15 protein-coding genes are annotated in these 16500 nt (G+C 70.6%); 7 read left to right on the forward strand and 8 right to left on the reverse strand.

Going from position 1 to position 16500, the window contains the following annotated elements:
- Positions 1-156: 156 nt before the first annotated feature.
- Both F8M74_RS05395 and F8M74_RS05400 read right to left on the reverse strand, forming a co-directional pair.
- The gene (locus F8M74_RS05395) at positions 157-912 is read right to left on the reverse strand and encodes a hypothetical protein (RefSeq protein ID WP_141255092.1); all 756 of its coding nucleotides are present in this window, start codon (positions 910-912) and stop codon (positions 157-159) included.
- Complete coding sequence (locus F8M74_RS05400) at positions 909-1907, reverse strand: site-2 protease family protein (protein ID WP_141255091.1); 999 nt, start codon at positions 1905-1907, stop codon at positions 909-911. The genes F8M74_RS05395 and F8M74_RS05400 overlap by 4 nt, the downstream gene beginning before the upstream one ends.
- Positions 1908-2116: 209 nt before the next feature.
- On the opposite strand from F8M74_RS05400, the gene F8M74_RS05405 reads away from it, so the two are divergent.
- The 3 genes from F8M74_RS05405 to F8M74_RS05415 all read left to right on the forward strand — a co-directional run bounded on the left by F8M74_RS05405 (position 2117) and on the right by F8M74_RS05415 (position 4109).
- On the forward strand, positions 2117-2464 hold the full coding sequence (locus F8M74_RS05405; protein WP_011556645.1) for a hypothetical protein: 348 nt from the start codon (positions 2117-2119) through the stop codon (positions 2462-2464).
- A gap of 78 nt (positions 2465-2542) precedes the next feature.
- A complete protein-coding gene (locus F8M74_RS05410; RefSeq protein ID WP_141255090.1) occupies positions 2543-3346 on the forward strand; it encodes a hypothetical protein in 804 nt (267 codons plus the stop codon).
- Positions 3347-3392: 46 nt separating this feature from the next.
- Positions 3393-4109: an HAD family hydrolase gene (locus F8M74_RS05415; RefSeq protein ID WP_141255089.1), complete on the forward strand. Its 717-nt coding sequence runs from the start codon at positions 3393-3395 to the stop codon at positions 4107-4109.
- Positions 4110-4165: 56 nt separating this feature from the next.
- Here F8M74_RS05415 and F8M74_RS05420 read toward each other — a convergent pair whose 3' ends face one another.
- Positions 4166-4636 carry a transcriptional regulator gene (locus tag F8M74_RS05420; RefSeq protein WP_141255088.1) on the reverse strand — a complete coding sequence of 157 codons (471 nt, stop codon included), beginning with the start codon at positions 4634-4636 and terminating at the stop codon, positions 4166-4168.
- A 134-nt stretch (positions 4637-4770) separates the two neighbouring features.
- Between F8M74_RS05420 and F8M74_RS05425 the strand changes: the two genes are divergently transcribed.
- Both F8M74_RS05425 and F8M74_RS05430 read left to right on the forward strand, forming a co-directional pair.
- Positions 4771-5880 (forward strand): lipid kinase, encoded by a 1110-nt coding sequence (locus tag F8M74_RS05425; protein ID WP_228559316.1) that lies wholly within the window; start codon positions 4771-4773, stop codon positions 5878-5880.
- 79 nt (positions 5881-5959) lie between these two features.
- Entirely contained in the window at positions 5960-8809 is a 2850-nt protein-coding gene (locus tag F8M74_RS05430; RefSeq protein WP_141279850.1) for a carboxypeptidase regulatory-like domain-containing protein, read from the forward strand.
- A gap of 6 nt (positions 8810-8815) precedes the next feature.
- Here F8M74_RS05430 and hrcA read toward each other — a convergent pair whose 3' ends face one another.
- Positions 8816-9847: a heat-inducible transcriptional repressor HrcA gene (hrcA, locus tag F8M74_RS05435; RefSeq protein WP_141255086.1), complete on the reverse strand. Its 1032-nt coding sequence runs from the start codon at positions 9845-9847 to the stop codon at positions 8816-8818.
- Between the two features lie 233 nt (positions 9848-10080).
- Here hrcA and yedA point away from each other — a divergent pair, with 233 nt between their 5' ends.
- Positions 10081-11064, forward strand: a complete 984-nt coding sequence (gene yedA, locus F8M74_RS05440) for a drug/metabolite exporter YedA (protein ID WP_141255085.1) — start codon at positions 10081-10083, stop codon at positions 11062-11064.
- 3 nt (positions 11065-11067) lie between these two features.
- Here yedA and F8M74_RS05445 read toward each other — a convergent pair whose 3' ends face one another.
- From F8M74_RS05445 to F8M74_RS05455, 3 genes are all read right to left on the reverse strand, one after another.
- The gene (locus F8M74_RS05445; protein WP_141255084.1) at positions 11068-11973 is read right to left on the reverse strand and encodes an NADP-dependent oxidoreductase; all 906 of its coding nucleotides are present in this window, start codon (positions 11971-11973) and stop codon (positions 11068-11070) included.
- A gap of 151 nt (positions 11974-12124) precedes the next feature.
- Entirely contained in the window at positions 12125-13021 is an 897-nt protein-coding gene (locus tag F8M74_RS05450; protein ID WP_141255083.1) for a dihydrodipicolinate synthase family protein, read from the reverse strand.
- Between the two features lie 180 nt (positions 13022-13201).
- A complete protein-coding gene (locus F8M74_RS05455; protein WP_141255082.1) occupies positions 13202-13984 on the reverse strand; it encodes an aldolase in 783 nt (260 codons plus the stop codon).
- A gap of 121 nt (positions 13985-14105) precedes the next feature.
- Here F8M74_RS05455 and F8M74_RS05460 point away from each other — a divergent pair, with 121 nt between their 5' ends.
- Positions 14106-14438, forward strand: a complete 333-nt coding sequence (locus tag F8M74_RS05460; protein WP_216620669.1) for an ankyrin repeat domain-containing protein — start codon at positions 14106-14108, stop codon at positions 14436-14438.
- Positions 14439-14507: 69 nt separating this feature from the next.
- On the opposite strand, the gene F8M74_RS05465 is transcribed toward F8M74_RS05460, so the two are convergent.
- Positions 14508-16490 carry an ATP-binding protein gene (locus tag F8M74_RS05465; RefSeq protein WP_171410492.1) on the reverse strand — a complete coding sequence of 661 codons (1983 nt, stop codon included), beginning with the start codon at positions 16488-16490 and terminating at the stop codon, positions 14508-14510.
- Positions 16491-16500 lie beyond the last annotated feature (10 nt).

Consider the following 16500-nt stretch of genomic DNA (forward strand, 5'->3'; position numbering starts at 1 on the left):
GAGGGGGAGACGGGAAGCGGCCGGACAAAATAGCAGCGACCGCCGTTTCAAGCGCGTTTCCGGCCGCGGCCGCGCCGCCTGACCCGGGTGGCTGCCTGCTCCTCCGCCAGCGAGCCGCACCGCCCTCGGCGGCACGGCGCCCGGACAGCCCGGCGCTCAGTACCCCGCGCTCAGCGTGCGCAGGAGCTGGAAGACGAGGACGGCCAGCACCAGCACCACGATGACACCCACGCCCACCGCCACCGTCTTCAGGCGTCGGAAGACGCTGGGGGTTCCGGCGGGCTCCACCGATGACGGCACCACCAGGGTGGCTCTGCGCACCACCTCATCACGGCCGCGCCGGGCGACGGCATCGTCGGGCGCACGCGCCAGGCGGATCCGGTACAGCCGCCCCACCATGGCCAGCTCGCCCCGCCCCACGGCCAGCGTCATCAGCCGGTCATGGGCGTCCCAGTCCTCCCAGCGCGCCGCCAGCTTGCGCCACGCGTCCGCCAGTACGTCCGACAGGGGCTGCTCCTCGGGCTGGTAGTTGACGTAGACGAGCCCGCACTGCGGGCAGGACAGGGCCTCCTCGCGCCGAGGCGCCACGCACTTGGGACAGACGCCAGGGGGCGGCTCGAAGAGCGCGTCGTCCGTCAGCGGCGCCGACTCCGAACGCACCACCCGCAGGGTCGGCGTCACTGGCGCGGAAGCGCTCCAGCTGTCGGAGGGCGGCATCACCGGCACCGACGGCGTCGGCGCCGCCCCCGCGGCGGGAGCAGCCCACACCTCCGTTCGCGGCGCGGTGGTGGCCGGCGGACCCACACGGCTGTCCGCGCCGCAGCGGCCACACGTCACCACGAGTCCCCCGGCCTCCGTCCGGTAGGTCTCCAGCGGCACGAGCCGCTCGCACGCGTCACACTGGAACTTCATGTCATCACCTGGCGCAGGGGAATGGGCATGGCGCAGCCGATGAGTGCCAGCAGGCACAGCGCGCAGATCCACTTCCGCAGGGGACTGAGCGGTGCCTGGGGCTCCACCACCTCGGGATGGCCGAAGCCTACCAGCTTGCTCGTCACCAGCAGCCACAAGCCCCAGGACGCGGTGACGAAAAGGGTGAGAACCAACAGCACCAACGCCACCGCGCGGCCCACCCAGTGCGCGCGCCGGCCCCACAGCGCATAGGCCAGGTGCCCACCGTCGAGCTGTCCCACCGGCATCAGGTTCAGCAGCGTGACGAGCAGCCCGAACCAGCCAGCGATGACCACCGGATGGACCAGGATGTCCTTGCCCTCCGGAAGCGGCCCCAGGGCCAGGCGCGACAGGCCCTGCATCAACAGGCTGTCGCCGAAGAGCGTCTGCACGCCGTTGAAAGGCGTCTCCGGCGCGGGCGGCGCGTTGGTGACGCGCTCCATCACCCAGGAGAAGACGTCCCGGCCAATGGCCCACAGCGAGCCGTCCCCCGGGAAGGTGGTGGACGGGATGTCCGGCGCATCCACCACGGTGGAGTGGGCCAGCCCCCAGAAGAGGATGGGCAGGGCCACCACCAACCCCGCGAGCGGTCCCGCCGCGCCAATGTCCACCAGGGCGTTGCGGTTCGGGATGCGGTCGCGAATGCGGATGACGGCGCCCAGCGTGCCCACGCCGAGCACCGGCAGCGGGATGAAATATGGCAGGGATGTTTCAACCCGGTGCCAGCGCGCCAACACGTAGTGCCCCATCTCGTGGGTCCCCAGGATGGCCAGCAGCGACAGGCTGAAGGCCAGCGCGCGGAAGGCCGCTTCGGGGGACACCTCTCCCAGTGAGTAGGGTCGCTGGAAATGGAAGTAGAGCAGGTACGAGGTGAAGGTGGTCCCTACCGTCAGCACCAGGAGTAACAGGTGCACCCAGTAACGCGGCGCGGAGCGGGCAGCGGAGACGGTGTCCATGAAGGGAGCCTCGAGGTTGGCTAGCAAGGGGAGATGCGCATTGCAACGCGCAGCCGCCCAACCGGACCGATGCCAAGTGTCTCGGACGGACCTTGACTTGGAGTCGACATCTGCTACGACCCCGCCCGCTTGAAGGTCAAGACAACGGCCGGTTGCTCTCCAAGGCGTCCGGCCACCACACAAGCATCTAATTCAAGAGGGGAAAGATCATGAAGAAGCTCGTCCTGTCCGCCGTTGCCGCCAGCAGCATGGTTGCCTGCACCAGCGTTGAGAGCGCCGTTGTCTCCGGCACGGAGATCGCCTCCAACGGTGAGGCCGTGGCCGTTGTCCAGGCCAACGCCCTGGGCCTGACCGCCATCTTCCACATCGTCGACATCGTGCAGAGCGACCTCGACACCGTCATCAACAAGCTGCTCATCGCCGAGGCCAAGGCCATGGGCGCCTCCAAGGTGGAGCTGCTGACCGCGGGCACCACCGCGCGTCACGGCATCTACGCCCTGACCGGCACCATCATCGGCGTGACCAGCTCCAGCGCCGTGGGCGTGGCGGTCAAGTAGTCCACACCGCGCAAGCCGCGCGGTTCATGCGGAAGGCCCCCTGGCGACAGGCGGGCCTTCTTGCTTTTGTGCCCTCCCATGCGTGAACGCCTCCTCCTGTTGTGTGCCCTGACGGCCCTCACCGGCTGCCCCAAGAAGGGCGGCGATGACGCGGCCACGCTGCTGCCCGAAGTCAAAGCCGGGCTCGCCGCCCGCGAAGCGAAGCTGAAGAGCTACCGCATCGCCGGCACCGTGCAGGACGCGGGGCTGGAGCCGGTGACGTTCAGCTTCGAATACCGCGCGCCGCAGCGCCTGCGTGGCACGCTGGGCCCGCCCGCCTCGCGCACCTTCGCGTGGGACGGCAAGCACTTCTTCCAGCAACTCGACGGTGAGAAGCGCTTCAGCACCTTCACCTCGGAGCTGCCACCCGCGAAGCTCGCCGGCTTCCTGTCGGAGACGTTCCACCCCTTCATGCCAGAAGGCTTCCGGACGCCGCTCTTGCTGAGCCACGCGACGGTCCGCCGCGCCACGCACCCGCTGGCGCCGCAGGCGGTGGAGCTGGTGCAGAAGCTGGACGGTGACGCCGCGGGACTGGAGATGGTCTACGTGCTGCGCTGGCCCCAGCTGGACTTCCTGGGCCGGCGCACCGTCTCACCGGACGGCGCCGCGGCCGAGGAGCGCGTGGAGGAGGAGCACTGCGACGCGGCCTTGTCGCTGTGCGTGCCCAAGCGCCTTGGCCGGTGGCAGGGAGGCAAGCGCGTAGGCGAGACGGTGCTCACGCGCGTGGAGCTGAACGCGGCCCTGCCCAACGACGGCTTCACCCTCACCGCCCCCGAAGGCTACGACGTACAGACGCGGACACTGGTGGAGTCCACCCCCGCCACCCAGCCCACGGACGGTTGACCGCCACCCTCGGCATCCCCACCTTCGGGGCCGAGGGACAAGGCACATGGTGGAAAACGTCATCTTCGACGTGGATGGAACCCTGGTGGATTCGGTGGACGAGCACGCCGAGGCATGGCGGCGCGCCTTCCTTCACTTCGGCCGGGACATCCCGTTCGCGCACGTGCGCAGCCAGATTGGCAAGGGCGCCGACCAGATCATCCCCGTCTTCTTCAACGACGAGGAAGTGGAGCGCTTCGGCAAGGAGCTGGACGAATACCGCGGCAAGCTGTTCCTGGACGAGTTCCTGCCCAAGGTGCGTCCCTTCCCCCGGGTACGGGAGCTCTTCCAGCGGCTGCGCGCGGGCGGCATCCGCATCGTGCTGGCCTCCAGCGCGAAAGAGCAGGAGCTGAAGCACTACGTGAAGCTGTGCGGCATCGAAGGCCTGTTCGAGACGAAGACGAGCGCGGACGAGGTGGCCAAGAGCAAGCCCCACCCGGACATCTTCGAGGCCGCCCTGGCGAGGCTGGGCAAGCCTTCTCCGGACGTGACGGTCGTCGTGGGCGACACGCCCTATGACGCGCTCGCCGCCAACAAGTTGAGCCTGCCCACCGTGGGCGTGCTCGCGGGCGGCTTTCCTCCGGATGACCTGCGCGCCGCGGGCTGCCGCACGCTGGTGAAGGACCCGGCGGCGCTGCTCGCGCGCTACGAGGCGTCCCGGCGCGAATGGCCCTGGAACGAGTCCGACACCAGCCAGGTGGCCAAGGACGACGAGCGGCGCTGAAGCCGCGCCCCCGCCCTTCCCCACCCCCACGAGAGGGATGGGGAAGCGGCGGCGTGCTAGGTGCGGCTGCGCGAGCCGCGGCTGCTGGTTCCGCGACGCGTACCGCTCCGGGACTTGGAAGCAGGCCGCTTCGCGGTGGTGATGCGACGGGCGGTGACGCGACGGGCCGCGGTGCCCCGGGCGGCGGTGGACTTGGAACCCGAACGCGTGGCTCGAACAGCAGGCTTGCGCGTGCGGCCGGTGGCGGCGCGGCGACGGGTGCCGGCGCGCTTCGCGGCGGTGGCCTTGCCTCCCTTGCGGCCCGCCTTGCGCGCGTTCTTCCGCGCCAGGGGACGGCTGCGCGCGAGCTTGGCCTTGCTGCCCGAGCCGCCCTTCTTCATCCCGCCGCCCGTGAGCTTGTTCACGGTAGCCCAGGCCCGGGACTCGGCCGTCTCGTCGGAGACGCCGCGCTTCTCGTAGCCCTCTTCGATGTGCTCGGCCATCCGCTTCTGCTTCGCCGTGTACTTCGCCTTGCTTCCTCGTGCCATGCGACTTGCTCTCCAGGCCTGACTGACACCTGCATGGGGCCAGCTCCAGCGCAGAGGTGGGCAGTCACCCACCCATCCGGAAGCGCGCAGCCGGATGGACTTGTTCACCCGGCAACGCACGCATGCACGCCCACGTGGCACCCGACATCGGGAATGCACCGGAGCACGGGGCGACTCGCGGCGAGGATGCGCGCACGACACCACCTCGCGTCCCGCTGGCCGGACGGGCTCTGCGTGCACAGATTGGCGGGCGATACGAAAGAGGAGGCACCCTGGAACCCGCCCTCATCAAGCCCCCGTGCAGGCCCGTCCTGGATGACGGCCCCGCCGTGTTGGTGGTGAACACGCGCTCGCGTTCAGGGCGTGAGGCCTTCGAGACCGCCAGGGATACGCTCGTGGCGCGGGGCGTCTCCATCGTCGAATGCCACGCGCTGTCCCGAGCGGATCGGCTGGACGCGGTGGTGGAGCGGATGGTGGCACGGGGCACCCGCCGCCTCATCGTGGGAGGAGGCGACGGCACCCTGAGCCGCGCGGTGGTCCGGCTGCTGGGCCGCGACGTGACGCTGGGCGTCCTCCCGCTGGGCACTGGCAACGACTTCGCGCGCTCGCTGGGAATCCCGCCCGACATCGAGGCCGCCTGTGACGTCATCGCCCAGGGCTACACGGCCCGCGTGGACGTGGGCCTGGCCAATGGGCGCCCCTTCCTCAACGCGGCCAGCCTGGGACTGGCCACCGGCATCGCCAAGCGGCTGACGAAGCGGCTGAAGCAGCGCGCGGGCAAGCTGGCCTACCCCGTGGCGGCCGCGGCGGAGATGAAGGACCTGCGCCCCTTCCACATCCGGCTGAAGGCGGATGACCAGGAGCTGGCGCTGGACGTGCTGCAGCTGGTGGTGGGCAACGGCCTCTACCACGGCGCCGGAAACATGGTGGCGCCCGATGCCCGGCTGGATGACCGGCGGCTGGACATCTACGCCATCGCCGCGCCCTCCGCCGCGTCGGGGCACGAAGGCACCGGCATGGGCCAGCTCCGGGACATCGCCACGTTGATGCGGGTGGCCCTGTCCCTGCGCTCGGGCGAACACGTGGAGCACCCCGCCGTCACCGCCCTGCGCGCCGCGCGGCTCTACGTGGAGGCCGACCCCGTCCAGGAGGTGAACGCGGACGGCGAGCTCGTGGGCAAGACACCCATGCGCTTCGAGGTGGCCCCCGCGGCCCTGCGCGTCTACGCGCCCGCGCCCTCCTGAAGTTTCGGTTCACTGCGAGGCTGGCCTACACTGTGGGCAGCCGCGACGGCGACGGCCGGACGCGGGGGAGGCCGAGCCCGTGCGCCATCGAACCCCCTTCTTGATTGCCTTGTGCCTGGCCATCGCGGCGGTGCTGCTGCTGTGGTTCCGCATGCCCGTCCCCGCGGCCCCCGCCGGCGCGCGCCCGGAGCCCGCGGCGTTGACCGCGCCAGCGCCCGTCACCAGCGGCGCCCCGTCCCGCGCCAGCACGCCGCCCACCCCGCCGCTGGAGACCGCCCCCGACGCCGAGCTGGGCGCCTTCGTGGTGCGCGTGGTGGACGCCCAGGGGCCCGTGACGGGCGCGCGCGTGCGGGCCTACCTGCGGGTGGGCGCGGACGGCACCGGGGCCACGCCGTGGCGCCGCGCGGGCGAGGGCACCACGGCGGACGGCGGCGTGCTCCGCCTGCCCGCGGCGCCCGGCGACTACCTGCTGTCCGCGCATGCCCCGGGCCACGGCCCCGTGCGGCTAGAGGCCACGCGTCCGCTCGGCGAGGCGGAGACGGCCGTCGAGCTGCGCCTGCCCGACGGCGTGACGCTGAGTGGGCGCACCGTGGCGGAAGGGCGCGAGGAGCCGGTGCCGCTCGCCGCACTGACGCTGCGGCCCTACCCCGGGACGCCCACGGCCTGGGCGGCCCCCACCGGCTTGCCGGAAGAAGCGGCGGAGACGACGAGTGATGCCCAGGGCCGCTTCGCCTTCACGCAGTTGGCACCCGGACGCTACGAGCTCACCGCCGAGGCGCCGGGCTTCAGCCGCCGCACCTTACGCCTGCTCCAGGTGCCGCAGGCCGGTGAAGTCGTCGTGGGGCTCTGGGGCGCGAGCACCCTGGAGGGCTTCGTCGTCGACGCGAAGGGTCAGCCCGTCGCGGACGCGGAGGTGGTGGCGGCGGGAGGCACCGCGCCGGTGCGCGTCACCACCGGGGAAGGCGGCGGATTCGCGCTGGAGGTCAACGCAGGGACGTGGGTCGTGTCCGCGCGCCGCGGGGACCAGCTGGGTCGCGTGCCGGGGCCGCTGTCCGTCGCGCCGGGCGAGACGCTGCGGGGGCTCGTGGTGACGCTGGGCGCGGCCAGTGGCCTGACGGGCACGGTGTCCTCGGTGGAGGGCGCGCCGGAGCGCGGGGCCATCCTGGTGGCGTCTCCCGCGGGCGGCCAGGGCGAGCTGGGCCGGGCGGCGTCCGAGGACGATGGCGGGTGGCGGATGGACGTCCCTCCCGGCGAGTACGACGTGACGGTGCGCGCGGCGGGAATGACGGGCCGCGTGTTCGAAGCCGTGGTGGTGAACCCGGGCGGCCACACGCCCCTGGACGTGCGGCTGGAGCCCGCGACGGCGGCGCTGGAAGGCCTGGTGGTGGACGCGGAGGGACGGCCGCTGGGAGGCGCGCAGGTGCGCGCCGAACCGGCGTCCTTCTCTGGCGTGGCGCACACGGCGCTCACCGACGCCGAGGGCGCCTGGAAGCTGGAGGGGATGGAGGCGGGGCCCACGTCCGTGCGCGCGCGGCGCGAGGGCTCGCAGCGGTGGACGTCCCGCATGGAGACGCTGAAGGCGGGAGTCATCACCCGCGTGGACTTCACCCTGGCGGACTCCGGCTCCGTGTGGGGACAGGTGATGCGCGCGTCGGGCGGGCCACTGACCGAGCCCACGCTGGTCCACGCCGTGCCTCGGGGCGGCTCGGGCACGGCCTCCACGGAGACGGATGCGCAGGGCCAGTTCCAGCTGGAATTGCCCGCGGGCGTCTACCAACTGGTCGCGCTGCTCCACCAGACGCCCGCCATCTACTTCCACATGGAGAGCGACCCGTTCGTGACGGTGCCGTCGGGCGGCGCAGTGCGGCAGGACCTGCTGTTGAAGGAGGACTCCGTGTTGTCCGGCGTCGTGCTGGAGCCCTCCGGGGTGCCCAGCCCGCTGGCCATCGTGGCCGCCATCCAGGGCGGGGACTTCCCCATGACGCGCAAGGAGCGCGCGGACGAGGCGGGCCAGTTCGCCATGCCGCCGCGCCCCCAGGGCGCCCAGCCCCTGGAGCTGGTGGCCCACAACGCGGGGCGCGTGGGGCGGCTGCCCGCCGCGCATGAGGACCAGGCGCCGCTCACGGTGCGGCTGGAGCCCGCGGCCACCCTGCGCGGGCGCGTGGTGGCGGGCAGCGGCGCGGCGCCGGATGGCTTCATCCTGGAGCTGCTCGAGGCCAACGGTGAGGCCCTGCCCTGGGCCGGCGCCTGGCCCACCACGCGGCGCTTCGCTGGCAGCACCTTCTTGCTTCCAGACGCGCCCGCCCAGGCGCTGAAGGTGACGGTGCGCACCGAGGACGGCCGCACGGGCGAAGCCCAGGTGACGCTGCGGCCCGGGGGCACCTCGGACGTGGAGGTGCCGCTCACCGGCGGCGTGGCGTCCATCTCCGGGCGCGCGGTGTGGAGCCGAGGGGGCGGCCCTGCGCCAGGGGTGGCCGCGTTCCTCGACAAGGCCGTGGGCGGGCGCTCGGATGCCGTCACCGGGCAGGACGGACGCTTCCGCCTGAGCGACGTGCGCCCGGGCATCCACACCGTGCGGCTGCTGCCGCCGGAGGGCCGCGTGGAGACGCGCACCGTGAAGGTGGCGGAGGCGGAGGCCACCGACGTGGGGGACGTCACGATGTCCCCGCGCCGGGCCACGCCGGGCACGCTGGGCGCGGGCTTCAGTGAGGACCGGGGCCACGTCGCCTTCGCGTGGCTGACGCCGGACGGGCCCGCGGCGCGCGCGGGCGTCAACGTGGGGGACCGACTGGTAGCGGTGGATGGCCAGGTGGTGCGCGACAGCACGGAGGCGGAGTCCCGCACCCGGGGTGCGCCCGGCACGCCCGTGCGGCTCCACGTCCGGCGCGCGAATGGTGAGCAGGAGGTGCTCGTCACCCGCGCGGAGTGAGGCCCGCTACACCCGCTCCAGCACGCGCGACAGCACCTGCGCGGTGAAGTTCACCAGTGGAATCACGCGCCGGTAGTCCATGCGCGTGGGGCCGATGACGCCCACCGTGCCCAGCACCTGCTCCTGGTTTCCATAGGGGCTGGCGATGACGGTGACGTCGCCGGCCGCGGAGAAGTCGCTCTCCGCGCCAATGAAAATCTGCATCTCGTTGGCCACCTGCACCCGGTCCAGCAGCGACAGCAGCTTGTGCTTCTCGTCCAGGGCCCTGAAGAGCGCGCGCATGCGCTCCACGTCCGCGAACTCCGGCTGCTCAAAGAAGGAACCCGTGCCCTGGATGAGCACCCGCTCCGTGGACGCCAGGTCCGTGGCCGCCGCGCCCAGCTTCAGCGCCTTGGCCGTCAGCGCGTTGTAGAGCGCCTGCTCCTGGTCCATCTCCGCGCGGATGCGCTCGCGCGCCGACTCCAGCGGCACCTCCCGCAGCAACTCCGACAGGTAGTTGCTCGCCTTGAGCAGCTCGTCGGAGGTGATGGGGAACTCCACGGTGATCGCCTTGTTGTGCACCTGGCCGCTCTGCCCCACCAGGATGGCGAGCACCCGGTCCTCGCGCAGCCGGACGAACTCGATGCGCCGGAACACCGCCGACTCCGGCCGCGGCGCCACCACCACGCCCGCGTGACGCGTCAGCGAATGGAGGATGCGGCTGGCCTCGCCCAGCATCTCCGCCAGGTCGGCCTCGTGCGCGAGCCCCGCGTGGATGAACTCCCTGTCCCGGGGCGTCGGGTCCTTCAGCTTCACCAGCGTGTCCACGTAGAAGCGGTAGCCCTGGTCGGTGGGAACACGCCCGGCGGAGGTGTGGGGCTTCTCCAGGAAGCCCAGCTCCTCCAGGTCCGCCAGCACGTTGCGCATGGTGGCGGAGGACACCTCGAACCCCGACCTGCGGGTGAGCTGCTGACTGCCTACCGGCCCGCCCGTGGAGATGTACTCCTGGACGACCGCCCGGAGGACTTCCTTCTCACGTTCACCCAGCTCTTCGGACATCCCTGGCGCTCACTCCGGAGCCACGGTGCGGCGGCACCTCCGCCCTGGCTCCATGGGAAAGTCTAAGGAAGCGGCCCCGGGCATTCAATCCAGGAGCCGCCCTGTCCCTACGGGCGACCCGGCGCGACATTCCCGACGCCGACATTCCAGCCAGCCGGACGGCCGCCCCGACGCACGAGCGCAGTGCCCGCCACTGTACTGCTCCGAAAAGGGCCCGGCTGTGAGGTGTGGCAATGCCCACATGGCCGGCGAAATTCGCCAGCGATACAAGCCGCGCCGTGCTCGCCTCGCGTGCCGCGCCGCTCCCCGTTTCACAGCCAGCCCCCGTCAGCCTGCCCTCCGGAGACGTCCTTCCCGGTGGCCCCCAGCGCGGGTGGCTCATCGCCAGCCTCCTGTCCCTCTACATTATTTGGGGCTCCACCTATCTGGCCATCCGGTGGGCGCTGGAAGGCGGCATGCCGCCGTTCCAGATGTCAGGGGTGCGCTTCATGCTCGCCGGCGCCCTGCTCTTCGCGGTGCTGTGGCTGCGCGGGGCGCCCGTGCCCACGGCCCGTCAGTGGGGCGCCAGCGCGCTGGTGGGCCTGTTGCTGCTGGGCGTGGGCAACGGGGGGCTCGTCTTCGCGCAGCAGTCGGTGCCGTCGGGCGTGGCCGCGCTGGTGGTGGGCAGCCTTCCCTTGTGGACGGCGCTCTTCGGGGGGCTCTTCGGCCAGTGGCCCGGGCGCGCGGAGCGCTGGGGACTGGCCGTCGGCTTCGGCGGCATCGTCCTGCTCAACCTGGGCAGTGACATGGGCGGCGGCCTGCTGCCGACGCTGGCGATGCTGGTGTCGCCCATGAGCTGGGCGCTGGGCTCGGTGTGGAGCCGCCGGCTGCCCATGCCGCAGGGACTGATGTCCACCGCGGCGCAGATGCTGTGCGGTGGCGCCGTCATGCTGGTCTTCAGCCTGCTGATTGGGGAACGCCCCACGGCGATGCCCACACCCAAGGCGGTGCTCGCGTTCTTCTACCTCGTCATCTTCGGCTCGCTGGTGGGATACAGCGCCTATGGCTACCTGCTGCGCAACGCGCGCCCGTCGCTGGCCACCAGCTACGCCTACGTCAACCCGGTGCTGGCGGTGTTCCTGGGCGGCCTGCTGGCGGGCGAGACGATGACGCCCACGGCCTGGCTGGCCATGGGCGCCATCCTGGGCGCGGTCGTGTTGCTGACGCGCAAGAAGTGACGCTCAGTTGACGAGCAGCACCTTGCCCACGCCGCCCTGCTCCGCGAGCCTCTGCGCTTCCTTCACCTGCTCCAGCGGGAAGCGCTTGCTGACGGGGATGACCAGGTCGCCCTTGGCGACGGCCTGCCCCAGTTGCGTCAGACGGCGCGAGTCCGGGTGCGAGAGAATGGCGCGCACGGTGATTTGCCGCCCCTTGGCCTCGGGAGGCTCACCCAGGACGCTGCCCAGGGTGCCTCCGGGCTTCACCTTCTCCAGCACGCGGGCCACCACCTGGCCGCCCACGGTGTCCGCCACCGCGTCCAGCATGGGCAGCTTGGAGAACTCGTCCGCGACGTCGAGCGCGAAGACGCCGTCCACGCCCAGCTTCTGCGCCTCCGCCTTCTGGCTGGCGCGCACGCCGGCCAGCACCTTCGCGCCCCGGGCTTTCGCCGCGAAGACGGCGGCGCGGCCCACCGCCCCCAGCGCGCCGATGACGAGCACCGTGTCCCCCTTCTTGGGATTCACCGCCTCTTCCATCAGTTGCACGCCGGTGAGCGTGACCAGGGGGAGCGCGGCGGCGTCCTTCAAGTCCATGGACTCGGGGACCTTCGCCCAGGACTCCACGGGCGCGACGACCTTCTCCGCGTAGCCCGCGTTCACCACGCCCATGACGCGGTCGCCGGGCTTGAAGTCAGTGACGCCCGGGCCCACCTCCATGACCTCGCCGGCCACGTCCCGTCCGAGGATGGTGGGGAACTGCACGGGCATCATCGCCTTCATGTCCCCGCGTCGAATCTTCCAGTCCACGGGATTGATGCCCGCGGCGGTGACGCGGACCTTCACCTCGCCTGGCCCCACCTTCGGCTCGGGCATGTCTTGAATGGCGAGCGCATCCACGTCTCCATAGGACTTGAGCACCACGGCTTTCATGCGGGCCTCCCAACGCGAAAGAGTTGACGTCGCGCGAAGGGTAATCACCCATGGAGGCCGGCAACCGCGGCGCCTGCCCGGCCCTACCTCCCCCTTGCTGGAAGGGCGGCCGGCGGGTCCTGGGCAGGCGAGCTTCAGGACGGAAAATCGATCATGATTTGCCGGGGATAACTTCGAGCCCGACGAGGATTCGACGGAGCTCCTCGACACGCTCTGCAGGGAGCGCCTGCAGGGGCGCGCGGAGCGGCCCGACAGACGTCCCCTGTAGCTCGAGCGCCGCCGAGATTGCGCGCGGGAGGCCGTGAGCGACGATGAATTGCAGGAAAGGAAGCTGCCGATAGAAGCTCTGACGCGCTGCCGCGACGTCACCTCGCTGGATGGCGTCGTAGAGCTCGATGTTGAGCTTCGGGATGATGTGGGGCGCTGCGGTGCACCAGCCGCGCGCACCGGCCACGAAGGCGGCCAACGCGAGCGGGTTGCTCCCATTGTAGAACGCCACATCCTCCCCGCAGAGCTGGACGAGGCGGTGCATGCGGTTCACGTCGCCGGTGCTCTCTTTGACCATCGTGACGTTCGGGATCTTCAGTAGCCGCGAGATGACGTCGGGGCTCAGGTCGAGGCCTCCCGTTGCGGGGTTGTTGTAGACCGCGATGGGGATGGCGATGCGCTTCGCCACCGTCTCGTAGTGGGTGATGATCTCGGCGTCGCTCAGCTTCCAGTAGCTCATCGGGATGATCATCACCGCGCTGGCACCGAGCTTCTCGGCGTGCTTCGCGTGGTGGACGGTGCGCTCGGTGGTGAGGCTCGAAACGCCGACGAGCGAGGGTACGCGCCCGGCGACCCGCTTGATGACGATCTCCGCAACCTGCTCCCGTTCGTCATCGGAGAGGTACGGCAGCACGCCGGTGCTGCCGAGAGGCGCGATGGCGTGGACACCCGCCTTCACCATGTCGTCAACGATCTTGCCGAGGAGCACCTCGTCGACACGTCCCTTCGACGTGAACGGCGTGATTGGGTACGCGACGATACCGCGAAGCAGCGCGCTCATCGTGCGCCCCCCGCCGCCTCGTGGCTCATCTCGATGTCGGAGTAATGGTTCTCTGTCATGTTGGTCTCCAAGTGTGCTGTGCGCGTCGTTGCGCACGGTTCGTTCGTGTACCGGGCGGCTGGACCCTGAACGACATCCAGAAGAAAAAGAACGAAGGGTCCAGTGCTGCGTGCATGCGGCTCAAGCCAGGGCGTCCCCGTGCTTCTTCAGCACTCGGCGCGCGAAGTAGGCGAACGTGATCGCGCTGCGCGTGGGCCGCAAAATCCAGTCGTGCGCCTCCTTTCCCAGCTTCTCCGGTATGGGCTTGATGTCGCCAGCCGCAGAGGCGAGGAGCTGCAGGCGAGCCGCCCTCTCGAAGAGCTCGGCCAGCACGCACGCCTGCTCGATGCTATCGCCGGCCACCAGTTGACCATGATGGGAGAGGAGGAGCGCGCGCTTGGAGCCGAGCGCCTTGGAGATGATCTCGCCCTCCTCGTTGCCGACCGGTACCCCCGGCCAATCTTTCAGGAAGGCGCAGTCATCGAAGAGGGGGCACATGTCCATGTGCGAGACCTGCAGGGGGACCTCGAGCATGGAGAGCGCGACGATGTGCGTCGGGTGCGTGTGGATGATGCAGTTGACGTCGGGCCGCGCCTCATAGACCCAGCTATGGAAGCGGTTCGCCGGGTTGGCCATCCCTTTGCCTTCGAGAACCTCGAGGTCGCTGTTGACGACCAGGAGGTTCGACGCGGTGATCTCGTCGAACCCAAGGCCCAACTGCTGCGTGTAATAGGTGCCGGGCTCCGTAGCGCGGGCGGTGATCTGCCCGGCCAACCCCGAGTCGTGGCCGCCCTCGAACAAGATCCGGCAGGTCAGCGCCAGCTTCTGACGCACGGTCCAGTCACCCTGGCCGAAGGTGGTGTCCATCTGCTTCTTCGCTTTTCCGACCAGCTCCTCCTTCGTCTGCGTAAAGGTCTTCGACATCTCAGCTCCTCGTTCGTGTTGGTGCGCGTCGCTACGCAACACGGGTGTAAGGGCATGCTGGACCCCGTGCATCCTCCAGAACAGAAACGACTACGGGGCCAGTTGGCCGAGCCCAAGGACGATGCTCCCGAGGACGATCGCGACCGCGAGGACCGCGCCGACGAGGGCGCGCGTCGCGGTGCAGAGCATCCTCCAGCTTCGGCCCGAGCAGGACGTCAACCCACGGGACGACAGCGGCGCCACGGCGCTGTTCGGACGGGGAGCGAACCCAGACCTGGCGGACGAGGGCGGCAACACGCCGCTGCACACCGCGGCCCGCAACGGGCATGCCGAGGTCATCGAGTTGCTGCTGACGGGCGGTGCCGATGCGCGGCGGCGCAACGCGGCCGGTGAGAGCGCGGCGGACCGTGCCCACCAGCAAGGCCACACGAAGCTGGCGGTGCGGCTGAGCTGACCCTCTCCCCTCCAGCCAGGCCCTGAGCGCGAACTGCACGGACGCCGGGACACTTCGCCAGGGACGCGCTCAGTTGGTGGAGCGCGTCGCCGCGTCCGGATGCACGCCGCCGGCAGGCGCCTCCGTCTCGCGCGGCAGCCAGACGTGGAACGTAGAGCCTCCGCCCGCCACGCCCGGGGACTCCACCCAGATGCGGCCGCCGTGCTGCTCCACGATGCCCTGGCTGATGGTGAGCCCCAGGCCCAGACCGCCGTACTTGCTGCCGTGCGCGCGGCCGAAGCGCTCGAAGATGAGCGCCTGCTTCTCCTTGGGGATTCCCACGCCGGTGTCCGTCACCGACAGGTGGACGCCCTCGTCGCGCTCACCCTGCACCCGCACCCACACGGGCCCGCCCTCGGGCGAGTAGCGCAGCGCATTGGACAGCAGGTTCGTGAGCACCTGGTCCAACCGGCCCCGGTCCCACGTCCCCTCGAGCTGCTCCGACGCCTCGACGTGGATTTCATGGCCTTGCGACAGCACCGCCATGCGGTCCCGCGTCTCGTGCACCAGGTGGCTCAGGTCGAACCGCTCCAGCTCCAACGACAGGCGCCCCGCCTGGAGCCGGCTGATGTCCAGCAGGTCCTCCACCAGCTTGGCCATCCGGTCGATTTGCCGGTTGATGATTTTGAGCGACTTGCCCGGCCCGGCCTCTGTCTCACCGCCCAGCTTCAGCAGCGCCAGGTGCGCGTGGCCCTTGGCCGCGGCCAGCGGCGTGCGCAGCTCGTGGCTGGCCGCCGCGAGGAAGGAATCCTTCGCCTCGCTGGCCAGCCGCAGCGCCGTCTCCGCCCGCTGCCGCTCGGTGATGTCGCGCGCCACGGAGATGAAGCGCCCGGGGCCGCCGTCCGCCGCCACGTACTGGAGCACCACCTCCACCGGCACCTCCGAGCCATCCCGCCGGCGGTGGCTGGTGGAGTACGTCTGGCTGGGCAACGTGCCACTCACCAGCGGCGCCAGCAGCTTGCGGAAGCCGGCCTCGTCGAAGGCGCTCTCCACCTCCAGCACCGACAGGCCCACCAGCTCATCGGCGCTGCCGGCCAGTTGCTTGGCCGCGCCCGCGTTGGCGTAGGTGAGCGTCAGCGAGTCCGGGGAGAACATGAGGACGCAGTCCAGCGTCGCGTCCAGCGTCGCCTTGAAGCGCCCCAGCGCCTCCTCCGCCCGGCGCTTGTCGTCGATGTCCGTGGCCACGGCGATCCAGCCGGCCAGCAGGCCATTCTCGTCCCGCTCCGGCACCGCGCGCGCCAGGTGCCAGCGGTACACGCCGTCGAAGCGGCGCAGGCGGAACTCGCGCTCCACGCGCTGTCCCATGCGGATGGCCTGCACCCATGCGGCGCGCATGGCCTCGCGGTCCACCGGGTGGACGAACTCCAGGAAGGTGTTGAGCGACAGCGGCTGGTCCGCCTGAATGCCGGTGTAGTCCCGCGCGGCGCGGTTGGCGTAGGTGAAGCTGCCGTCCGAGCGCGCCGCCCACATCACCTCCGGCAAGGACTCCGTGAGCAGCAGGTGGCGCAGCTCGCTCTGCCGCTCCAGCGCCTCGCGCTCGCGCTGCCGGAGCAGCACCGCCTGCCGCTGAATCTGCTGCTCCTTGAGGAACAGGTCCACGAAGACGCTGACCTTGGAGCGGAGGATTTCCGGGTCGAACGGCTTGAGCAGGTAGTCCACCGCGCCGTGCGCGTAGCCCTTGAAGACGTGGGCCGCGTCGCGGCTGAGCGCGGTGAGGAAGATGATGGGGATGGTGCGCGTGCGCTCGCGCTGCTTGATGAGCGTGGCTGTCTGGAAGCCGTCCAGCCCCGGCATCTGCACGTCCATCAGGATGACGGCGAAGTCGCGCTGAAGCAGGAACTTGAGGGCCTCCTCACCGCTGGTGGCCTTCACCAGTTCCTGCCCGAGCGGCTCGAGAATGGCCTCGAGCGCGAGCAGGTTGGACGGATGGTCGTCCACCATCAGAATGCTCGCTCGGGGCTGGGAAGCCCTTTCCGGGTTGCGGTCCGCGGAGATGTGTTCGCTAGGCGTCATTGAAGTCGGC

This window comes from Myxococcus sp. CA023 (genome assembly GCF_010998615.1).
Classification (GTDB): Bacteria; Myxococcota; Myxococcia; order Myxococcales; family Myxococcaceae; genus Myxococcus.

Excerpts from the sequence above, each read along its gene's own strand:
- F8M74_RS05460 (WP_216620669.1), top strand. The coding sequence starts at position 14,106 with ATGCTCCCGAGGACGATCGCGACCGCGAGGACCGCGCCGACGAGGGCG.
- F8M74_RS05455 (WP_141255082.1), bottom strand. The coding sequence starts at position 13,984 with ATGTCGAAGACCTTTACGCAGACGAAGGAGGAGCTGGTCGGAAAAGCG.
- F8M74_RS05405 (WP_011556645.1), top strand. The coding sequence starts at position 2,117 with ATGAAGAAGCTCGTCCTGTCCGCCGTTGCCGCCAGCAGCATGGTTGCC.
- F8M74_RS05420 (WP_141255088.1), bottom strand. The coding sequence starts at position 4,636 with ATGGCACGAGGAAGCAAGGCGAAGTACACGGCGAAGCAGAAGCGGATG.
- F8M74_RS05450 (WP_141255083.1), bottom strand. The coding sequence starts at position 13,021 with ATGAGCGCGCTGCTTCGCGGTATCGTCGCGTACCCAATCACGCCGTTC.
- F8M74_RS05410 (WP_141255090.1), top strand. The coding sequence starts at position 2,543 with ATGCGTGAACGCCTCCTCCTGTTGTGTGCCCTGACGGCCCTCACCGGC.
- hrcA (WP_141255086.1), bottom strand. The coding sequence starts at position 9,847 with ATGTCCGAAGAGCTGGGTGAACGTGAGAAGGAAGTCCTCCGGGCGGTC.
- F8M74_RS05400 (WP_141255091.1), bottom strand. The coding sequence starts at position 1,907 with ATGGACACCGTCTCCGCTGCCCGCTCCGCGCCGCGTTACTGGGTGCAC.
- yedA (WP_141255085.1), top strand. The coding sequence starts at position 10,081 with ATGCCCACATGGCCGGCGAAATTCGCCAGCGATACAAGCCGCGCCGTG.
- F8M74_RS05395 (WP_141255092.1), bottom strand. The coding sequence starts at position 912 with ATGAAGTTCCAGTGTGACGCGTGCGAGCGGCTCGTGCCGCTGGAGACC.
- F8M74_RS05445 (WP_141255084.1), bottom strand. The coding sequence starts at position 11,973 with ATGAAAGCCGTGGTGCTCAAGTCCTATGGAGACGTGGATGCGCTCGCC.
- F8M74_RS05465 (WP_171410492.1), bottom strand. The coding sequence starts at position 16,490 with ATGACGCCTAGCGAACACATCTCCGCGGACCGCAACCCGGAAAGGGCT.
- F8M74_RS05415 (WP_141255089.1), top strand. The coding sequence starts at position 3,393 with ATGGTGGAAAACGTCATCTTCGACGTGGATGGAACCCTGGTGGATTCG.